Raw genomic sequence first — 19,348 nt, forward strand, 5'->3', positions numbered from 1 at the left:
TCGCGGCCACAGGCCCTCCTGGGCGCGGATCACCCAGACCCGCTCCCACTGGAGGCCTCGGGTGCGGTGGGCGGTGATGAGCCGCACCCCGTTGCCGGGGGCGTCGAGTTCACGGCCCGTGTCGGCGGGGATCTCCTGGCCGGCGATCTCCCCCAGGAAGGTGCGCACGCCGGGGGCGCCGCGCAGGTCGTCCATCCGGGAGGCGAGCTCGAAGACCTCCACGATGGCGTCGAGGTCGGCGTCGGCACGGCGGTTCCCCCGCAGCGCCTGCTCCCGCAGCCGCGCCGGCCAGTCGGTGCCGTCCCACAACCCCCACAGCGCCACCTGCGGTTCGGCGTCGTCGGCCAGCAGCTTCCTGGCGTCCTCGAGCAGCCCCGACAGCGTGGCCGCGGTGGCAGCCTCGGGCAGGTCGATGCCCTCCAGCAGCGCCGGCTCCCCAGGCACCGGGCCAGCAGGGCCGCCGAGCCGCCCGGGACCGGTGCCGGGCGAGCAGCGCGCGGGCGAGCCGTCGCTGCGCCACGCCGTCGAGCCCCGCCAGCGGCGACGACAGGAGGAGTCGGGCCTCGTCTGCCTCGGGGCGGGCCCCGCGCGCCGCGACGTCGAGGGCGAGCAGGAGCGTCCCGACGGCCGGCTGCTCCGACAGGGCGATCTCGTCGCCGGCGACATCGACGGGCACTCCCAGCCGGATCAGCTCCTTGGCGACGGACGAGAGCTGGCTGCGTCCGGCGCGGGTGACGACGGCCAGGTCGGACCAGTTCAGCCCGTCCTCGCTGATGGCGGCGCGCAGTTCGGCGGCCACGTGGGCGATCTCGGCGGACTCGTCATCGAAGATCCTCGCCGTCACCCTTCCCCCGTCCCGCAGTGGGTGTGGTGCCGGGGGACGGAGCCGCGCCGGAAGTCGTGACGTCAGCGCGCTCAGAGACCCGGTGACGGCCTCGGCGCAGCGGAATCCATCCGACAGCTGGTGCACGACGGCGCCGTCGACCGCTGCGAGATCGGCCAGTGCGGTGGCGGTCGCCCCCCGGTAGCCGCCGATCCGCTGTTGCGGGTCACCGAACGCGACGACGGGAAGCCCGAGCCGGGCCAGGTCCGCCAGCAGCGCCACCTGGGCCGGGTCGGACTCGTGGGCGTCGTCGACGAGGACGGCGTCGAAGGCCGCCCGAACGGCGGAAGCGGCCTCCGGCTCCGTCAGCAGCAGCCGCGTGCGGTAGACGAGCTCCGCATAGTCGAGGGTCGCGGAGAAGTCGCCGACCGTGAGGTAGGCCTCCATGAAACGGGCCGCCGCGGCGAAGGACGCGTCGGAGGCCTCGGCGGCCAGCTCCAAGACCCCCTCCGCATCGAGCGACAGCTGACGCGCGCGGGCCAGCGCGTCGCGCAGTTGCCGGGCGAACGCACGGGTCTTCAGCGCGGGCCGCAGCGGCTCGGGCCACGCCTCGACGGGGATGGCCGCCAGCAGCTCCCGGATCCGGGCCTCCTGTTCGGGGGCCCGCAGCAGCCGCCAGTCGGCGTCCTCGTGTGGCAGGTAGCGGCGCATCAGACCGAGCGCGAAGCCGTGCACGGTCGAGACATTGGCCCCTGTCTGCGCCGTGGAGAGCCGGCGGGTGATGTCGCGGCGCAATGTCTGGGCTGCCGCGCGGGAGTGGGCGAGCACGATCAGCCGGTCGAGGCCGGAACCGTCGGCCACCCAGTCGGCGGCAGCGGCCGCCAGGGTGACGGTCTTGCCGGTGCCGGGCCCGCCCAGCACGACGTGCATGCCGGAGCGCAGCCGCGCGACGGCGCGCTGCTCGGGGGTCAGTTCCGGTGGGATGACCTGCGGCGGGGGCAGCAACCGGAATTCCATGACGTCCATGCAACCACGTCCCACCGACACAATGCACCCGGCCGTGGCAAGCTGTGCCCACGGAGGGGTCCATGAGTGAACGCATCGCCACGGAGGTCGACGGGGTCGCCCTGTCCCTCACCAACCTGGATAAGGCGCTCTTCCCCGACGGTTTCACCAAGTCCGAGCTCATCTCCTACTACCTGGAGATCGCCGAGGTCATGCTCCCCCACCTCGCGGAACGGGCGATCACCCGGGTCCGCTACCCCGAGGGGACCGCGAAGGGGTCGTTCTTCGAGAAGAACGCACCCCAGGGGTCACCCGAGTGGGTCGGCACCACAGAGGTGGCCACCTCGGCCGGCTCCGTCCGCTACGTCGTCGTCGACCAGCGTGCGACGCTGGTGTGGCTCGCCAACCTCGCCTCCATCGAGCTGCACGCCCCGCAGTGGCGGCTGCCGGACACCACGACCGGCGACGACGGCATCGTCCTCGACGGCGCGGACGAGCCGCGGGCCACGACCCTGGTGGTCGACCTCGACCCCGGTCCCGGCATCACCCCGGCGGACTCAGCACGGGCCGCCATCGTCGCCGCCACCGTGCTCGCCGAGCTGGGTCTGGAGGCGCAGATCAAGGCCTCCGGCAACAAGGGCCTGCAGCTGAGCGTTCCCCTGGAGCCGACGCCCGCCTCGCAGGTCTTCCACTTCGCGCAGTCGCTGGCCCGACACCTGGCGGCGACGCAGCCGAAGCTGTTCACGGCGACGCTGGCCCGGGATGCGCGCGCGGGCCTCGTCTTCGTCGACTTCGCGCAGAACCTCGCCGCCCGGAACACCGTGTGCGCCTACTCGGTCCGGGGGCTGGACCGTCCGTCGGTCGCCGTCCCCCTGACCTGGGAGGAGGTGGCGGCGCTCCGCCCGGACTCCGTTCTGCGGACATCGCCTGCCGAGGCGCTGGCCAGGGTGCAGGCGCACGGCGATCTGTGGAGCCCTCTTCTGCCTTATGGCCGGGGTACCAGGCTCCCCGATCCGATCGACTGAAAGGATGGGGCCCATGCAACACCTTGGACCCGGTCCCGACGACGCTGCCCCGCAGCGCTCGGAGCGGGCCCATTACGTCCGGGTGCCCGCCCACTGGATCGCCGGCTGCAGCGACACGGGGCTCAGGCACCGGACCAATCAGGACGCCATGTGCCTGGCCACGCGCGAGCAGCCGACGCCCGCGGCCGTGCTGGCCGTGGCCGACGGCGTCACCACCGCCCCCGGGGCGGAGATCGCCTCCGTGGTGGCCGCCGAGACCGTCGTCGAGGAACTGGTGGGCCGGATCCGCTCGGGCCAGGCCGCCAACGTGGCCTTCGTCCAGGCGTTCGCCAGCGCGAACCAGGCCGTCCTCGAGGCCCGCGAGGAGCCGTCGGCCTGCACCTTGATCGCAGCGCTCGTCGACAACGGCGCCATCGCCGTCGGCAACGTCGGCGACTCCCGTGCCTACTGGCTGGGCGACGACGGCCTCTGCCAGTTGCTGTCGACCGACGACTCCATGGCCCAGGCGCGGATGATGCTGGGGATGTCGCGGGACGACGCGGAGCGGTCGAGCCAGGCCCACGCCATCACGAAGTGGCTGGGCCGCAACTCGACGAACTTCCTGCCGTCGGTCATCACCATGCAGCCGTCGACCAACGGGTGGCTGCTGCTGTGCAGTGACGGCCTCTGGAACTACGCGAGCGCCCCGGACGCCCTGTGGGACGTGTTCACCGAGCAGTTGCAGCAGGGCCCGGCACCCCGGCAACTCGCGGAGGGACTCGTCGCGTGGGCCAACGCGCAGGGCGGCAAGGACAACGTGACAGTGGTGGTGGCACGGATCGAGGTGTAGCTGCTTGCCCGGCCTCGCTAGAGTGGGCGCCATGGAAGTCAAGTTCGGCATCATCGACATCGCCCGCGAAGTCACCCTCGAAACCGAAGCCTCCGCCGACGACATCGCGGCGCAGGTGCGCGCGGCGGTCGCCGACGGTTCGGTGGCGGAGTTCACCGACGACAAGGGGCGGCGCGTGCTGATCCCCGGGTCGCGGATCGCGTACGTCGATCTCGGTACCACCACGTCGCGGCCGGTCGGCTTCGGCGCCGTCTGAGGGGCTGAGGTAGACTTTCCCCTTGCGGGCCGCAGCGGCCCCGCCTCCGGTTGCCCTCGTGCGCTGTGAGAACATGACGAAGGTACGAGCCCTGAGTAACAACGAGATCGCCGTCGACGACACTTTCGCCGACCTCGGCGTCCACGAATCCATCACCTCGGCGCTGGCGGAAGTCGGCATCGTCCACCCCTTCCCGATCCAGGCGCTGTCGATCCCGCTGGCGGTGAGCGGCAGCGACCTCATCGGTCAGGCCCGCACCGGCACGGGCAAGACCCTGGCGTTCGGCGTCAGCCTGCTCCACCGCATGGTCACGCTGTCCGACGGCGAGAAGCCGACCCACGGCAAGCCCCGCGCGCTGATCGTCTGCCCGACCCGCGAGCTGGCGCTCCAGGTGGGCCGCGACCTCGACGTCGCAGGCAAGCACCTGCGGATGCGCGTGCTGACCATCTACGGCGGCACCGGCTACGACGAGCAGCTGGACACCCTGGAGGCCGGCATCGACATCGCCGTGGGCACCCCGGGCCGACTCCTCGACCTGGCTGACCGCGGCGCCCTCGACCTCAGCGCCATCCAGGTCCTGGTCCTCGACGAGGCAGACGAGATGCTCGATCTGGGCTTCCTGCCCGACATCGAACGCATCCTGCGCAAGACGCCGTCCTCGCGGCAGACGATGCTCTTCTCGGCCACCATGCCCGCGCCGATCCTGACGCTGGCCCGGGCCACGCTGAACAAGCCCATCAACATCCGCGCGGAGGGCCAGGACGCGTCGATGACCGTCCCGGACATCGAGCAGTTCGTCTACCAGGCGCACGACCTCGACAAGCCGGAGATGATCGCCCGCATCCTGCAGGGCCGCCAGACCACCAAGGTCATGGTGTTCTGCCGCACCAAGCGTGCGGCGCAGCGCCTCACAGACGACCTGGTCGACCGCGGCTTCCCGGCCTCCTCGCTCCACGGAGACCTCAACCAGCAGGCCCGCGAACGTGCGTTGAAGAAGTTCCGCGCCAGCACCATCAGCGTGCTCGTCGCCACCGACGTCGCAGCCCGCGGCATCGACATCACGGGTGTCAGCCACGTGATCAACTACGAGTGCCCCGACACCGACGCGACCTACGTGCACCGCATCGGCCGCACGGGCCGCGCCGGCAACTCGGGCGTCGCCGTCACCTTCGTCGACTGGGCAGACGTCCACCGCTGGAAGCTGATCGACGAGAGCCTCGGCCTCGAGAAGGGCACACCGGCAGAGACGTACTCGTCGTCGCCGCACCTGTTCTCGGACCTCGACATTCCCGAGGGCACCCGCGGCCGTCTCGCCGGGGCCTCGCGGGAGAAGGCCGGCGAGGCGCGGCGCGCTCCCGGTGAGGGCCCGACCCGACGCACCCGTCGATCCACCGAGTCCAGCGGCGACCGTCCCGCAGCCTCCGGCACCTCGGGCGAGGCTGCCGCGAAGCCCCGCCGTCGTCGCCGTCGCACCCGCGGTGGCGTCGAGGTGCCGCCGGCGCCGCCGACGCAGGACTGACACTCCTCCGGACATGAGAAGAGGGCCCCGCTCCGGCGGGGCCCTCTTCGCGTCTTCGTCCTCAGTAGGCCATCTGCATGGCGGAGCGCACCTCGCCGAGGGTCTGCTCCGCCACCGCGTTGGCGCGGGCGTTGCCCTCGGCAAGCACCGAGGCGACGTAGCCGGGATCGGCCTCGAGTTCACGACGACGGGCCCGGATCGGCGCGAAGTAGTCGTTGACGGCCTCCGTGACCAGCTTCTTCAGGCCGCCGCCGCCGGCGTCACCGAGCTCCTCGGCGATCGACTGGGGGTCGCGACCGAGGCACAGCCCCGCGAGGTTGACGAGGTTCGACACCTCCGGCCGGTTGTCGGGGTCGAACGTGATGTGCCGGTCGGAGTCCGTGACCGCCCGCTTGATCAGCTTGGCTGTCTCGTCCGCCGTCATCCGCAGCTCGATGGTGTTCCCCTTCGACTTGCTCATCTTCTGGCCGTCGAGGCCCAGGATGGTGCCGGAGGCGCTGAGCAGTGCCTCCGGCGCGGGAAACACCGGGGTGCTCTCATCGGAGCGGCCATAGCGCTCGTCGAAGCGGCGGGCGATGACCCTGGCCAGCTCGAGGTGGGGAAGCTGATCCTTGCCGACGGGGACGAGGTTCGCCTTGCAGAACATGATGTCGGCGGCCTGGTGGACCGGGTAGGTCAGCATGAGGCCGGACATCGGGCGATCGCCGGTGTCGTCGAGCTCCGCCTTCACCGTCGGGTTGCGTCGCAGCTCCGCGTCGGTGACCAGGGACAGGAAGGGCAGCATCAGCTGGTTGAGGGCGGGGACGGCCGAGTGCGTGAACACCGTCACCTCGCGGGGGTCGAGCCCGACGGCGAGGTAGTCGGTCAGCAGCGAGTGGACGCGTTCCTTGATGGGGCCGACGCCGTCACGGTCGGTGATCACCTGGTAGTCGGCGATGATGACGTAGGTCTCGACCCCCAACGAGGCGAGACGGACCCGGTTCTGCAGCGAGCCGAAGTAGTGGCCGATGTGCAGGTGCCCCGTGGGGCGGTCCCCCGTGAGGATCCGGTACCTGCCGGGATTGACGGCGATGTCCGCCTCGATCTCGTGGCTACGCTCCGTGGAACGGGCGAGGGAAGCCTCGGCGTCGGGGAGGCCCTGCTCAGTCAGCGACATGCTGGAACACCTTGTCTGGGTGGGTTCGGGGATGTACCCGCACAGCTTACCGGTCCGGCGTCAGGCGACTCCACCACGCTGCCGGATGCGGGCCTGGAGGTCCTTGAGCGCCGACGGGCGGGTCAGGTTCGCGCCCAGGGGGTTGTTCTTCTTCCCGAGCCCGTGGTAGTCGCTGGAGCCGGTGCGGATCAGGCCGAGACGGCCACCCATCTCGAACAGCAGGCTCCTGGTGTCGTCGTCGTGGTCCGGATGGTCGACCTCGATGCCCTCGAGCCCGTGGTCACGCAGGAGGGACTCGATGTAGGGGGCAGGGAGGATGTCGCGGTTGCCCCGGCCCCAGGGGTGGGCCAGGACGGCGGCGCCGCCGGCCGCGTGCACCAGGTCGATGGCGGTCTCCAGCGGGCAGGCGTAGCGGTGCACGTAGCCGGGCCGCCCCTCGGCGAGCCAGTCCCGGAAAGCCGCGTCGCGGTCGGGAACGTAGCCCTTGGCGACGAGAGCGTCCGCCACGTGGGGGCGGCCGACCGCGGGGGCGCCGCCCGCAGCGTCGAACACATCGTCGATGGTGATGTCGAGGCCGCTGTCGACGAGGGCCTGGACCATGCCGGGGAGGCGTTCGGTGCGGCCCACCCGGATGCGTCCCAGCTCCTCGTTGAGGGCCCGGTCGAGCGGGTTGCAGCCGTAGCCGAGCAGGTGGACCGAGCGCCCGGCGTGCTGCGTCGAGATCTCGATGCCTGCGATCACCTTGACCCCGATCCGCCTTCCCGCCTCCTGCGCCTCGAGGACGCCTCCGAAGGAGTCATGGTCGGTCAGGGCGATGACGTCGAGGCCAGCCTGTGAGGCCTTCAGGACCAGGCTCGTCGGCGTGTCTGTGCCGTCGGAGACCCGGGAATGGGTGTGGAGGTCGATCCGCATGCCGTCATCCTAGGGGGCGCCGCTGCACGGCGCGGGCGCAGCGCGCCATCCCGCTACCCTTGGACCCATGAGGCTTGCCTATCACCACGTCTATGCCGCCGCCCCCGAGCGTGTCGTCGCGCTGTTCCGCACGCAGGGTTTCATCGAGGACGTCGCCGCGCACGCCGGCGCGCTCGAGCACGCGGTCTCCATCCAGGGCGACACGACCACCCTGATCATGGTGCTGCCGGTCCCCGAACACCTGACGAAGTTCGTGGGGAGTTCGTTGCGGCTGGAGCAGGTGTTCACGTTCGGCGTGGCGGAGCCCGACGGCACCGTCAACGGCGCGGTCAAGGGTTCGGTTCCCGGCATGCCCGTCGACATTGACGCCGTCGCCGTCCTGCGGCCCGTCGCCGCCACCACCGAGGCCGAGTTCACCGGCGAGCTGCGCGTCAGGATCCCGCTCGTGGGCAAGAAGGTCGAGGCGCAGGTCGAGCCGTTCGTCCGCGACGCCTTCGCCGGCCTCGAGCGACGCGCCGCCGACTGGCTGACCCGCTGAGCCGGGGCCCGGTCTCAGGCCGGGCCGACGACGAACCCGTCCCCGACGACGTGCCGCCTGGCCTCGTCGGGCCCGGCGTCCGTCAGCAGCAGGAACACGACCTCCTCGTCGTCGTCCTCCCCCAGGAACCGCTCCCGGGCCCGCTCGACGTGGTGTCCGGCCGCCTCGAGCGCCAGGAGGGTCGCGTCGGCGTCGTCGTCCTCGTGGAACGAGATCGTCGTCGGGCGCACCAGGTCAGCCCGCCTTCGGGGCGGCGGCTTCCTCGCGGCGCTTCCGCGCGGCCTCGACGGACGCCTTGAGCGCAGCCATCAGGTCGACGACGTCGCCTGCCGGGGCCGAGGTGTCCGGCGCCTCCGGCATCGCGGTACCCGCGAGCTTGGCCGTGACGACCTCCAACAGCGCCTCCCTGTAGGAGTCGGTGTAGGCCGCCGGATCGAAGGTGCCTTCGAGCTGCCCGATCAGGAGCTTGGCCATCTCCATCTCGGCATCGCTGACGGTGACCTCGGCGGACGGTTCCGCGAACGCGCCGTCGCGCAGTTCGTCCGGCCAGTACATGGTGTGCAGCAGGAGCAGGTCGTCCTTGGGACGGATCAGCGCGAGCGATTCGCGGGACCGCAACGCGACCTTGACGACGGCCACCTTGCCCTCCTTCGCCAGCGCCTCCCGCAGCAGGACGTACGGCTTCTGACCGGCTGCCTCCGCCTCCAGGAAATAGGTGCGCTGGAAGAACGTCGGATCGACCTCCGCCTCGTCGACGAACTGCACGACGTCGACGGCCCGCAGCGTGCTCAGGGGCAGGTTGGCGAAGTCGTCGTCCGTGAGGATCGCCATTCTGCCGTCGGAGGACTCGAATCCCTTGGCGATGTCGGCGAACGTGACGACCTCTCCGCATTTCTCGCACACCCGCTGATAGCGGATGCGTCCGCCGTCGCTCGAGTGGATCTGCCGGAAGCTGACGTCCTTGTCCTCGGTGGCTCCGTAGACCTTGACGGGGATGGAGACCAGGCCGAAGGACACGGCTCCCTTCCAGATGGATCGGGGCATGTCAGCCTTCCTTTCCTCGCCTGAACTCGACGACGTCGTTGTGCAGGAGGTCGTGGTCGCGGAGCAGGGCCTGCACCGCAGGCTGCTCCCAGGCCTCGTCGATGGACATGCCGTGGCAGGCGGCCGCGGCAGCTGTGATGTCGATGCCCGGCTCGTCGGCGAACCAGGCGGTGATGGCTGTGGTCGGCAGTCTGGTCAGCAGGATCTCGCCGTTCGGCGAGTCCTCGCCGGGCTGGACGAGATCGGCCGGCACATCGGCGACGACGATCAGCCGCTCGCCGTTGGCGGCGAGGCCTGCGACGCTCGCCAGCACGAGGGCCGCATACTCGGCGTCCTCGGAGTCGGTGGCGTCGTAGCCCAACTCCTCCAGCAGGTCGTCGGTGACCGCGTAGGCGGTGCGGTCGGCGAACGTGACGGCCCCGGCAAGGACGTCGAGCTCGGCTGCGGAGACGGGGATGAACACCAGTTGACGCTTCACAGGAGCAAGCCTAGGTGCAGGCGTCCCACTTTCGGGCTAGGTTCGGGGTGCCATGAAGAAGATGCTTGTCTGTGTCGTGTTGTCGTTGTCCCTGTTCCTGACGTCCTGCGGGGCACCGAAGGACGTTCCGCCGCAGACCTTCGAGCTGTCGGTGACCTCCCCTGCCGCTCCCACCCAGAAGGTCGAGGTGGCACTCGGCGCGGAGTTGACGCTGCGGATCACCACCCCCGTGGACGACGCCGTCCACGTGCACGGGTACGAGATCGAGAAGGACCTGCCGGCCGGGCAGCCGACCGACATCGTGTTCGTCGCGAACATGGCCGGTAGCTACGAGGTGGAGTCACACATCACCGACGCCGTCTGGCTGACCCTGGTCGTTTCGTGATCCTCCTCCACGGCATCGCGTCGCGGCACGATCTGCCGTTGCCGTTGCCGCTCGTGCTGGCGGGCGCCGCTGTCGTCCTGATCATCACCTTCTGGGTGGCGCTGTTCGCGTGGCGCACGTCGCGCTACGAGGAGGAGGAGGGCAGGGAGCTGCCCCGGCTGAGCCGGTTCATCGACTCGCCGGCCGTGTCGCGCACCCTGCGCCTCGCCGTGGGCGTCGTCTGGCTGGTGGCCGCCGCCGCACTCTTCCTCGGCGTCGACCGGATCGACAACCCCGCGATCGGCTTCGTCTACGTGTGGCTGTGGGTGGGTCTGGTGCCTGTCGCGCTCCTCCTGGGAGGCGTCTACGAACGGAGCAATCCCTGGCGGCTGCTGTTCGCCGCCCGCGGAGCCACCTCCCCGACGTGGCGGGCCCCCGAGGCCCAGCGTCGGGCCTCGGTGCTCCCGGCCGCCGCGGCCGCCCTGGTGTTCAGCTACCTCGAGCTGGCCCAGCCGGGCGGGGCGACGCTGCCTGTCCTGCGGTGGTTCGCCCTCGCTTGGGCCGCGTGGATGGTCATCGGCACGCTCGTCGCGCCGGCATGGATCGGCAGGGCCGACCCGTTCGAGGCGTACGCGTCCGCCGTCGCCCGGCTCTCCCCCTGGGCCCGTTCCAAGCGCGGCGTGCTGATGTGGACCAACCCGCTGCGGAACCTGGCGTCCTGGAAGGCCCCGCGACACCTGACGGCGCTGGCCAGCGTCCTGCTGGGTGCCACGCTCTTCGACGCGGTCTCCAACACGGCCGCGTGGGTGCGGGCCACGCAGGGCCTGGGCACGGGCGTGTGGCCCCTCGCCACCGGCATGCTGCTCGTGTGCGTGGGCGGCGTCTACGGCCTGTTCCGCCTCGGCACCCTGAGCTACCGGGAGCTGCGGGCCGATGACCTGGCCCCGGGGCTGATCCCTCTGGTGGTCGGGTACGCGCTGGCGCACTACGGAACCATGCTCTACCTGGAGGGTCAGCGGACCCTGTTCCGGTTCAGCGACCCTCTCGGCCGCGGCTGGAATGTGCTCGGCCTGATCGAGGCCGCCCCCCACACCGCACTGTTCGGCGTCCCGACACTCGTCGCCGTCGTGCAGGTGGGGCTGATCGTCGGAGGCCATGCGCTCGGGGTGCTGGTCAGCCACGACATCGCCCTGCGTTCCGGCGTGTCGGGCGTGCGGCCTCACCTGCCGCTTCTGCTGGTGATGGTCGTGTTCACCGTCGGCGGCCTGCTGCTGATGTTCGGCGGCTGACCGCCGGCAGGTGTTGTCCGGGGTCGCCTCGACGTTGTCCGGAGGCGGTTCGTGTTGTCAAGAGGCTCCGCGGCAGGAGCCGGGCGGCGGTGGCGCTCCTAGCGTCACCCCATGCAAGCCACGATCCGTCCGGTCCGCGAGAGCATCGCGGTCATCCCTGCCCCGGCCGTGCGCGTCCCGCACGAGCCCGCCCCACGACCCGCCGCCGCCCTCATCATCGCGCTCATCGAGACGATGTCCGGACGCCGGGCCCTGCACCAGGTGCGCCGTCACGCGTCCGCCTGCGCGTTCCAGCAGCTGGCCACGTTCGTCGACTCCAGGCTGCTGCATGCCGCCCGCGTCTTCCGGATGCGCACCCAGATGCCGACCCCGGAATCGGTCGAAGCGGCCGTCACACTGCTGTGCGACGGCCGCTTCGTGGCCTGCGTTGTCCGTCTCGACGTGACGGACGGGCGCTGGGCGTGCAGCGAGCTGACGGTGTTGACACCGGCCGCGCTCGCCGCCGCCTAGCTGTCCTAGGCGTTCAGCCCGTGGCAGAGCTTGTACTTCTTGCCCGAGCCACAGGGGCACGGACGGTTGCGGCTGGGGCCACTCGCCTCGTTCTTCTTCGACCGCCCGCCGCCGTTGCGGCCCACGGTGGTGGCGGCGCCGCTCTCGTCGGGTGCCGAGTAGCTGAGCTTGGTCGGTTCCTTCCGGTTGAGGCCCTTCGCCAGCACGGCGGGCTCCGACTCCCCTTCGGGGGCGCCGTTGCGGCCGAGGACGCTGTCGACGTCCACGGCGTTGCCCTCGCCGTCGGTGACCAACGCGACCTGTGGTGCCGGCTCCTCCACGCGCGCCTTCACCTCGAGGTTGAACATGTAGCCGATGGCCTCCTCGATGAAGGATTCCATCATGGCGACGAACATGTCGCCGCCCTCGCGCTGGTACTCGATCAGCGGGTCGCGCTGCGCCATGGCGCGCAGGCCGATGCCCTCGCGCAGGTAGTCCATCTCGTAGAGGTGCTCGCGCCACTTGCGATCGAGGACGGTCAGCATGACCTGACGCTCGAGCTCGCGCATGGTCTCCGCGCCGAGTTCCTCCTCGCGACGGTCGTAGGCCGCGGACGCATCCTCCTGGAACAGCTCGATGAGCTCCTCCTGGTGGGGGATGTCGTCGGCGATGTCGTCGAGCTTGATGGAGACCGGGTACAGGGTCTTCAGATCCGTGAAGAGCTGCTCCAGGTCCCACTCCTCCGGGATGCCGGTGGTGTGCCCGGTGACCACTGCGGCGATGACCTCGGAGGTCTTGTCACGCAGGCGCTCCGACACGTCGGCACCGTCGAGCACCTTGCGGCGGTCGGCGTAGATGACGTGGCGCTGCCTGTTCATGACGTCGTCGTACTTGAGGACGTTCTTGCGCATCTCGAAGTTCTGCGCCTCGACCTGCTTCTGCGCCGACTGGATCGCCCGCGACACGAACTTGTTGTTCAGCGGCACGTCGTCCGGGACATCGAGGCGCACCATGGCGGCCTCCATCGCATCCGGACGGAACAGTCGCATCAGGTCGTCGCGCAGCGACAGGTAGAAGCGGGACTCGCCGGGGTCGCCCTGACGGCCGGAACGACCGCGCAGCTGGTTGTCGATGCGGCGGGACTCGTGGCGCTCCGAGCCGACCACGTACAGGCCACCGCTGGCGACGACCTCCTCGTGCTCCGACTTCACCTGCTCCTCGAGAGTGGTCAGGGTCTCGGCCCAGGCCGCCTCGTACTCCTCCGGCGTCTCGATCGGATCGAGTCCGCGGTTGCGCAGCTCGAGGTCGGCGAGGAACTCGGGGTTGCCGCCGAGCATGATGTCGGTGCCTCGGCCGGCCATGTTGGTCGACACCGTGACGGCACCCTTCCGCCCGGCCTCGGCCACGATGGCCGCCTCACGTTCGTGGTGCTTGGCGTTGAGGACGCGGTGCGGCACGTTGGCCCGCTTCAGCAGGGTGCTCAGCGTCTCCGACTTGGCCACCGACGCGGTGCCGATCAGCACCGGCTGTCCCGCGGCGTGGCGCTCCACCACGTCCTCGACGATGGCGGCGAACTTCGCCTCCTCCGTGCGGTAGATCAGGTCGACGTTGTCGATGCGCACCATCGGACGGTTCGTGGGGATCGGGATGACCCCGAGCCCGTAGATCTTCTGGAACTCGGACTCTTCCGTCTTCGCCGTGCCCGTCATGCCTGCGAGCTTGTTGTACATGCGGAAGTAGTTCTGGAGCGTGATCGTGGCGAGCGTCTGGTACTCGTCCTTGATCTCGACACCCTCCTTCGCCTCCAGCGCCTGGTGCAGGCCCTCGTTGTAACGCCGGCCGGCCAGGGTGCGGCCGGTGTGCTCGTCGACGATGAGGACCTCGCCGCTCGCGATGACGTAGTCCTTGTCCTTCTTGAACAGTTCCTTCGCCTTGATGGAGTTGTTCAGGTAGGAGATGAGCGGGGTGTTGGCCGACTCGTAGAGGTTGGCGATGCCGAGCCTGTCCTCCACCTTCTCGATGCCGGGTGCCAGCACGGAGATCGTGCGCTTCTTCTCGTCGACCTCGTAGTCGTGGTCGCGGCGCAGGGCCGTGGCGATGCGCGCGAACACCGGGTACCACTCGTGGTTGTCCTCGGCCGGCCCGGAGATGATGAGCGGCGTGCGTGCCTCGTCGACGAGGATCGAGTCCACCTCATCGACGATGGCGAAGTTGTGCTCGCGCTGGACCAGGTCCTCCTTGCGGAGCGCCATGTTGTCGCGGAGGTAGTCGAAGCCGAATTCGTTGTTGGTGCCGTACGTGATGTCAGCGCCGTAGGCGACGCGACGTTCGGCGGGGGTCATGCTGGCGAGGATGGCGCCGACCTCGAGGCCGAGGAAGTGATGGATGCGCCCCATCTGTTCGGACTGGTACTTGGCGAGGTAGTCGTTCGTGGTGACGACGTGGACGCCCTTGCCACTCAGCGCGTTCAGGTAGCTGGGAAGCGTGCCGACCAGCGTCTTGCCCTCGCCGGTCTTCATTTCGGCGATGTTGCCCCAGTGCAGGGCCGCGCCGCCCATCATCTGGACGTCGAAGTGCCGCTTGTCGAGGACACGCACGGACGCCTCCCGGACGGCCGCGAAGGCCTCCGGCATGAGGCGGTCGAGGCTCTCGCCGTCGGCGATCCGCTTGCGGAATGCGTCCGTCTCAGCGCGGAGTTCGGCGTCGGACATCGCCTGGAACTCGTCCTCGATGGAGTTGACCTGATCGGCGACCCTCTGCAGCTTACGGAGCTGCGCCCCAGAGCCGAGGCCGCTCAGATATTCCATGAAACCCACGAGGTCAGTCCTTCTTCTGGTCCGTCGACCGCCGAGCGGTCATACCGCCTGCCATCCTATCGCCCGACGGCAAGCGCGCCTACCACAAGCCGGGGAAGTCTGGACATGCGGCGGCGCCCGCCGGTACTACCGACGGGCGCCGCAGGATCGAGCGGGATCAGCCGACGTTCAGGTGGATCACGCCGTAGTTGTACGCCTTGCGACGGTAGACGACGGCCGGGCGTCCCGACTCCGCGTCCTGGTAGAGGAAGAAGTCGTGGCCGACCAGTTCCATCTCGTCGAGCGCCTGGGCCAAGGTGAGAGGGACGGCGTCGAACTCCTTCTCGCGCACGACCAGGGGTCCGTCCCCGGTCACGACGAGGCCGGCGACGTTGCGGGTCTCCACCCCGTTCTCGTCCGAGGTGCCTTCGCTGAGTGGCGAGACGAGGTCGGCGGCGGACGCGAGGCGGAGTCCACGATGCGTCTTGCGGCGGTCGGCTGCCTTCCTGAGCTGGCTCTTCAGCCGATCGAAGGCCATCTCGAAGGCCTGCGTCTTGTCGCTTGCCTTGGCCTCGGCCCGGATCACGGGCCCACGGCTCCGAAGAGTCAACTGGACGGTGACGGCGTCGGAGGGATCCTTGGTGTTGTCGGAGGCGCTGAACTCGGCCTCGACACGAATGACACGGTCCCGCAATCGCTCGATCGTGGTGAGTCGCTCGCTCACGAGTTCCCGCAACTGCGGGCTGACCGTGCAGTGTCGACCGGTGACGACGATGTCCATACATTCCTCCGTCTGCTCGGGGCCCCGGAGGGCCCTTCCTGTCCGCAGTGCTCCCTGCGGGTGGAACGCAGTCGCCGCAGGTTATCCGGTTGAACGGGCCTGCGGCGTCTCCATGCAGTAACGCTACCGTGCTTTGCCAGCAGGTGCAGGCAATGCCAGGCCGGGAGTTCCCGCTTCCGCCAGGAGCACCACGCCGACCGGTGTCGCGCCGGCGGCCTTCAGCGCCCTGCACGCCTCACGGATGGTCGCGCCGGTGGTGACGATGTCGTCGACCAGGAGCACGGGCCCGGCATGGGGGCGCCCCGCATGGTGCCGTCGAGATTCCTTCTGCGGTCGTCGCGCCCCAGTCCGGCCTGATCCCGGCCCTTGTCGGCGCGCCGCAGGATCCGCGCCACGGGCACCCCCGAGGCCCTTCCGGCGACCTTCGCAAGGTGGCCGACGTGGTCGAAGCCGCGCTGGCGCACCGCAGCCGGGCGCGAGGGCAGGGGGACCAGCACCGTGCCCGGGGCCGGGTCCAGCGTGTCGACGGCGCCTGCGAGGAGCCGTCCCAACGGCCGACCGAGGCCCAGGCCCCCTCATCCTTGTAGCGCGGGATGATGCGGGCCATGAGCGGCCGGTAGTCGGCCACGGCGACGGCGGGGACCCCGAGTTGCTCCGTCACGGTGTGTGGTGGTCCGGCGAGCGCAGCGAGGCAGGCCCGGCACAGACCCCACCCCGGCCGGTCGCAGCCGGGGCAGCCTGCCCGAACAGCAGGTCGGCGGCGGCGTCGCGGAAGGTGAGCATGACACGTTGTGGGTCGGGCGCGGGCGGACCTCCCGCCGTCCACAGGGTCAGCCACTGAACGCGATGGCCGTGATCTCCTCGGCGACCATGGTCCAGCGGGTACGGGCCTCATAGCGCCAGACCGCGCCGCTCTCCGTGTGGGCCGCGATGCTGCCACCCCCGAGGCGGGCCTGCGCCGTGACGTCGTCCACTCCCCCGACCAGCGGGCCGATCTCCTCCACCCCGGATCCGTCGGCCTGAGCGGTGTAGACGGACTGGAGCCCGGCCGCGGCGACCACCACGATGGACGTTTCCGAGGGCCATGCCACCGACCGGACGTCGACGAGTTGTACCCCGCCCGGCGTGGTCAGCGGCAGCGGAGACGGGCGCGAGACGCTCACCTGGTTCGTGCCCACGATGGTGCCGGTCGTGAGTCGCCGTTCCCCCTGGGAGCCGAGGATCATGACCATGCGGGTCCGTGTCGGCGACACCGCGAACCCCTCGAGCCGGCTGCCCTGGGGCACGGTGAGCGACACGGTGCTGACCTGGTGGAGCCGGTCGACGGTGAGCAACCGGGTCCGGCCCTCCTCGTCGTCACCCAGCAGCCACAGGGTGCCCAGCACGAACTGCGGAGAGCGCAGCTGGGTGAGGCCGGTCGGCACGTCGACGCGTTCGCCGTCGACCGGGCCGAGGGTCAGCGACGTGCGGTCGGTGCCGATGAAGGCCATCGTCTCGCCGTCCGCGGAGACGGCGATGTCGGCGACCTCGGCTGGCGTCGGGAACGGTTCGAACATCCCGTCCTCCCGCAGCCAGCCGGCTTCGGCTCCCTGGATGACAAACAGGTCGGCCCCCACTGCGCGCGACAGCACCTGGTAGACGTGTTGGGCGGCGAGTTCGACGACCCCCTCCGCGTTCGCTCCCGGAAGCGCGAAGGGCATCCCGTCCTGGGTCACCAGCAGTCCGGTGACGCGCGGAAGCGAGGTGAGGGTCCACAGCAGCTGTGCCCCGAGGAGTCGCCGTTGCTGTTCCCCGAGCTTCGGTTCGAGGCCGGTCAGGTCGACCGTGACGATCCCCTGCGAGTCGATGGTGGCTCCCTCGTCACCGAGCATGACGGAGGAGTCGATGGCGCTGTAGACCGGCCCGGCCAGGCTCGCGGGCGGGCCTTTCAGCAGGGCGTCCACCACCGTGGCCGGGGTCAGCTGGGACTCCGGCAGATGGACGAGGTCGGGCGCGACATGCAGCCCAACACGGCTGACGAAGTACAGGGGGACCCGTTCGTAGTAGCGCTCGAACAGGTAGCGGGACAGCATGAGACCGGCCGGGGCCGAGCGGATGCGCCACTGCCCGTCCTCCCGGACCAGATCGAACGTGAAGTCCATCGACGCCGGGGCGCTGGTGAACCTGCCCGAGGGGTCGAGGGTGCCGATGGTGGTGCCCTCGATCCCCGCGGAGCCCTCGTCTGCGCGCACGGCGCCGGTGTAGATCACCGCCGTCGACGTGTCCCACGTCGCTCCCGCCTCAGCCGTGAGGTAGGCCCGCGCGATGGCGTAATCGTCGGCCGGATCGGCCATCGCCTGCAGGAAGCCCTCGATGAGGCGGGCGGGCGTGACGTCCGTAGCGGGTGGCTGGGGCGCGATGTCGATGCCTCCGGGGCGGTCCGACAGCGGGACCTCCTCCACCGGGCCGGAGATGGGGACGGTGGCGCAGCCGGTCGTCAGCAGCGCGAGCAGCAGGGCGGCGATCCAGCGCTTCATCGGCGGGCACCAGCCTTCCTGTCGGTGGGGATGACCGGCAGCGGGGAGCCGGTCAGCTCCCGCCCCGGGTCACGGGGCAGGGTGAGCCGGAACTGGGCCCCGCGGCCGGGTCTCCCCCACGCCGTCAGCCAGCCGCGGTGCAGCCGGGCGTCCTCCATGGCGATCGACAGCCCCAGGCCGGAGCCGCCCACGACACGGTTGCGGCTCGGATCGGCCCGCCAGAAGCGGTCGAACACATGCGCGGCGTCCTCTGGCGCGAAGCCCACGCCGAAGTCCCGCACGGTGATGGCCACGGCCTCGACGTCGGAGGCGACGGTGACGCGGATCGGTTGGCCCTCCGCGTGCTCGATGGCGTTGGTGAGCAGGTTGCGGACGATCCTGCGGATGCGGCGACTGTCCACCGCTGCCCTGGTGTCGGCGTTGCGGTATTCGACGATGACCTCCACCCCCAGGCGCTGCGCCATGGAGCGGGTGGCCTCGACCTCCGCGTCGACGAGGGAGGCGACCTCCACCTCGTCGGTGGCCAACTCTGCGGCCCCTGCGTCGAAGCGGGAGATCTCGAGCAGGTCGGAGAGCATCAGTTCGAACCGGTCGATCTCCGTGTTCATGAGCTCGACCGACCGGCGCTGCGTCGGGTCGAAGGATTCGCGTCCGTCGTGCAGCACCTCGGAGGCCATCTTGATCGTCGTCATCGGTGTGCGCAGTTCGTGCGAGACGTCGCTGACGAACCGCTGCTGCAGCGTCGACAGCGTCTCCAGTTCCCGGATCCGCTGCTGCAGCTGCCCCGCCATGCGGTTCATCGATCTGGCCAGCGTCGCGAGGTCCTCGGTGCCACGGACGGGGATCCGCTCGTCGAGCCTGCCGCTGGCGAGCCGCAGGGCGGCCTGGCTGGCACGGCGGACGGGCCGGACCACCTGGACGGTGATCAGGTAGGCCACCAGGGTCAGCGCGAGGGTCAGCGCGGCTCCGGTGGCGACGACCGCCCCCTGCAGCGACCGCAGCGTCGACATCTCCATGGTCATCGGGAAGATGTAGTAGACGGGGTACCGTTCCCCGTCGGTGCCCAGCAGCGAGGTGCCGATGGCCAGCCCCGGTTCGGGGGTCACGGCCGGGTCGGTGAAGACGACCTGCGTCGGCGTCACGTACATGCCCTCGCTCGCCTGCACCTGGGTGCGGAGCGCCTCCGGCACCGAGTCGGCCTGGATGCCCGCCGACACGAGGCGGGAGGTGGGGGCGTCGATCACGACGCGGTACTGGGCGGACTGGGCAACGGCCAGGTCGGCCAGCCGGTTCAACGACTCGTGCACCGGCGCGTTGCGCACATCGGGGCTACGCAGTTGCTCCTGCATGAAGGCGTGGACGCCGACCGCCTCGGTGAGTGACGACTCACGCTTCGCCTCGACGACGCCGGCCGTCGCCTGATTCATGAGCAGCACACCCGCGAGCAGCATGAGCACCACCGAGAGACCGAGCATCGAGATGACCACACGCAGTGGCAGCGAGCGCCACCACAGTTGAGCGGGGCCTCC

21 protein-coding genes are annotated in these 19,348 nt (G+C 70.2%); 8 read left to right on the plus strand and 13 right to left on the minus strand.

What is annotated here, in order from left to right; all coding sequences use genetic code 11:
• Positions 1 to 109: 109 nt before the first annotated feature.
• Positions 110 to 1,840, minus strand: coding sequence for a UvrD-helicase domain-containing protein (locus H9L22_RS05975; protein ID WP_187721986.1), 1,731 nt, complete (start codon positions 1,838 to 1,840; stop codon positions 110 to 112).
• Between the two features lie 71 nt (positions 1,841 to 1,911).
• Here H9L22_RS05975 and ligD point away from each other — a divergent pair, with 71 nt between their 5' ends.
• The 4 genes from ligD (at position 1,912) to H9L22_RS05995 (ending at position 5,457) form a co-directional block, all read left to right on the plus strand.
• Positions 1,912 to 2,853: a non-homologous end-joining DNA ligase gene (gene ligD / locus H9L22_RS05980; RefSeq protein WP_187721987.1), complete on the plus strand. Its 942-nt coding sequence runs from the start codon at positions 1,912 to 1,914 to the stop codon at positions 2,851 to 2,853.
• A gap of 13 nt (positions 2,854 to 2,866) precedes the next feature.
• Positions 2,867 to 3,682, plus strand: coding sequence for a PP2C family protein-serine/threonine phosphatase (locus tag H9L22_RS05985; protein WP_187721988.1), 816 nt, complete (start codon positions 2,867 to 2,869; stop codon positions 3,680 to 3,682).
• Between the two features lie 31 nt (positions 3,683 to 3,713).
• Complete coding sequence (locus tag H9L22_RS05990) at positions 3,714 to 3,938, plus strand: DUF3107 domain-containing protein (protein WP_187721989.1); 225 nt, start codon at positions 3,714 to 3,716, stop codon at positions 3,936 to 3,938.
• Between the two features lie 73 nt (positions 3,939 to 4,011).
• Positions 4,012 to 5,457 (plus strand): DEAD/DEAH box helicase, encoded by a 1,446-nt coding sequence (locus H9L22_RS05995; RefSeq protein ID WP_187721990.1) that lies wholly within the window; start codon positions 4,012 to 4,014, stop codon positions 5,455 to 5,457.
• A 61-nt stretch (positions 5,458 to 5,518) separates the two neighbouring features.
• Here H9L22_RS05995 and trpS read toward each other — a convergent pair whose 3' ends face one another.
• Together trpS and H9L22_RS06005 are read right to left on the minus strand one after the other, a co-directional pair.
• Positions 5,519 to 6,613, minus strand: a complete 1,095-nt coding sequence (trpS, locus tag H9L22_RS06000; RefSeq protein WP_187721991.1) for a tryptophan--tRNA ligase — start codon at positions 6,611 to 6,613, stop codon at positions 5,519 to 5,521.
• Positions 6,614 to 6,673: 60 nt separating this feature from the next.
• Positions 6,674 to 7,525, minus strand: a complete 852-nt coding sequence (locus tag H9L22_RS06005; protein ID WP_187721992.1) for a PHP domain-containing protein — start codon at positions 7,523 to 7,525, stop codon at positions 6,674 to 6,676.
• 67 nt (positions 7,526 to 7,592) lie between these two features.
• Here H9L22_RS06005 and H9L22_RS06010 point away from each other — a divergent pair, with 67 nt between their 5' ends.
• The gene (locus tag H9L22_RS06010) at positions 7,593 to 8,063 is read left to right on the plus strand and encodes a DUF2505 domain-containing protein (protein WP_187721993.1); all 471 of its coding nucleotides are present in this window, start codon (positions 7,593 to 7,595) and stop codon (positions 8,061 to 8,063) included.
• Positions 8,064 to 8,077: 14 nt separating this feature from the next.
• On the opposite strand, the gene H9L22_RS06015 is transcribed toward H9L22_RS06010, so the two are convergent.
• From H9L22_RS06015 to H9L22_RS06025, 3 genes are read right to left on the minus strand one after another with little or no spacing between them, the layout of a single operon-like run.
• Positions 8,078 to 8,293 (minus strand): hypothetical protein, encoded by a 216-nt coding sequence (locus tag H9L22_RS06015; protein ID WP_187721994.1) that lies wholly within the window; start codon positions 8,291 to 8,293, stop codon positions 8,078 to 8,080.
• 4 nt (positions 8,294 to 8,297) lie between these two features.
• Complete coding sequence (gene ku / locus H9L22_RS06020) at positions 8,298 to 9,107, minus strand: non-homologous end joining protein Ku (RefSeq protein ID WP_187721995.1); 810 nt, start codon at positions 9,105 to 9,107, stop codon at positions 8,298 to 8,300.
• 1 nt (position 9,108) lies between these two features.
• Positions 9,109 to 9,585, minus strand: a complete 477-nt coding sequence (locus H9L22_RS06025) for a DUF6912 family protein (RefSeq protein WP_187721996.1) — start codon at positions 9,583 to 9,585, stop codon at positions 9,109 to 9,111.
• A gap of 52 nt (positions 9,586 to 9,637) precedes the next feature.
• On the opposite strand from H9L22_RS06025, the gene H9L22_RS06030 reads away from it, so the two are divergent.
• The 3 genes from H9L22_RS06030 to H9L22_RS06040 all read left to right on the plus strand — a co-directional run bounded on the left by H9L22_RS06030 (position 9,638) and on the right by H9L22_RS06040 (position 11,748).
• Positions 9,638 to 9,970 carry a YajG family lipoprotein gene (locus H9L22_RS06030; protein WP_187721997.1) on the plus strand — a complete coding sequence of 111 codons (333 nt, stop codon included), beginning with the start codon at positions 9,638 to 9,640 and terminating at the stop codon, positions 9,968 to 9,970.
• On the plus strand, positions 9,967 to 11,238 hold the full coding sequence (locus H9L22_RS06035; RefSeq protein ID WP_187721998.1) for a hypothetical protein: 1,272 nt from the start codon (positions 9,967 to 9,969) through the stop codon (positions 11,236 to 11,238). The genes H9L22_RS06030 and H9L22_RS06035 overlap by 4 nt, the downstream gene beginning before the upstream one ends.
• A gap of 111 nt (positions 11,239 to 11,349) precedes the next feature.
• A complete protein-coding gene (locus H9L22_RS06040; RefSeq protein ID WP_187721999.1) occupies positions 11,350 to 11,748 on the plus strand; it encodes an Rv3235 family protein in 399 nt (132 codons plus the stop codon).
• A 5-nt stretch (positions 11,749 to 11,753) separates the two neighbouring features.
• Here the strand turns inward: H9L22_RS06040 and secA are convergent, their stop codons facing one another.
• The 7 genes from secA to mtrB form a co-directional block, all read right to left on the minus strand.
• Positions 11,754 to 14,543, minus strand: coding sequence for a preprotein translocase subunit SecA (gene secA, locus H9L22_RS06045; protein ID WP_455431975.1), 2,790 nt, complete (start codon positions 14,541 to 14,543; stop codon positions 11,754 to 11,756).
• 157 nt (positions 14,544 to 14,700) lie between these two features.
• Positions 14,701 to 15,303 carry a ribosome hibernation-promoting factor, HPF/YfiA family gene (gene hpf / locus H9L22_RS06050; RefSeq protein ID WP_187722000.1) on the minus strand — a complete coding sequence of 201 codons (603 nt, stop codon included), beginning with the start codon at positions 15,301 to 15,303 and terminating at the stop codon, positions 14,701 to 14,703.
• 123 nt (positions 15,304 to 15,426) lie between these two features.
• Positions 15,427 to 15,585, minus strand: coding sequence for a ComF family protein (locus tag H9L22_RS20370; RefSeq protein ID WP_226966157.1), 159 nt, complete (start codon positions 15,583 to 15,585; stop codon positions 15,427 to 15,429).
• Complete coding sequence (locus H9L22_RS06055; protein WP_226966386.1) at positions 15,522 to 15,854, minus strand: ComF family protein; 333 nt, start codon at positions 15,852 to 15,854, stop codon at positions 15,522 to 15,524. Before H9L22_RS06055 ends, H9L22_RS20370 begins: the two co-directional genes overlap by 64 nt.
• Positions 15,855 to 15,960: 106 nt before the next feature.
• Complete coding sequence (locus tag H9L22_RS19610) at positions 15,961 to 16,086, minus strand: hypothetical protein (RefSeq protein ID WP_264292558.1); 126 nt, start codon at positions 16,084 to 16,086, stop codon at positions 15,961 to 15,963.
• 47 nt (positions 16,087 to 16,133) lie between these two features.
• A complete protein-coding gene (locus H9L22_RS06060) occupies positions 16,134 to 17,819 on the minus strand; it encodes an LpqB family beta-propeller domain-containing protein (protein ID WP_187722002.1) in 1,686 nt (561 codons plus the stop codon).
• On the minus strand, positions 17,816 to 19,294 hold the full coding sequence (gene mtrB / locus H9L22_RS06065; protein WP_187722003.1) for an MtrAB system histidine kinase MtrB: 1,479 nt from the start codon (positions 19,292 to 19,294) through the stop codon (positions 17,816 to 17,818). Before mtrB ends, H9L22_RS06060 begins: the two co-directional genes overlap by 4 nt.
• Positions 19,295 to 19,348: the final 54 nt, after the last annotated feature.

The organism is Tessaracoccus defluvii, from assembly GCF_014489575.1.
In the GTDB taxonomy this organism is placed as follows: domain Bacteria; phylum Actinomycetota; class Actinomycetes; order Propionibacteriales; family Propionibacteriaceae; genus Arachnia; species Arachnia defluvii.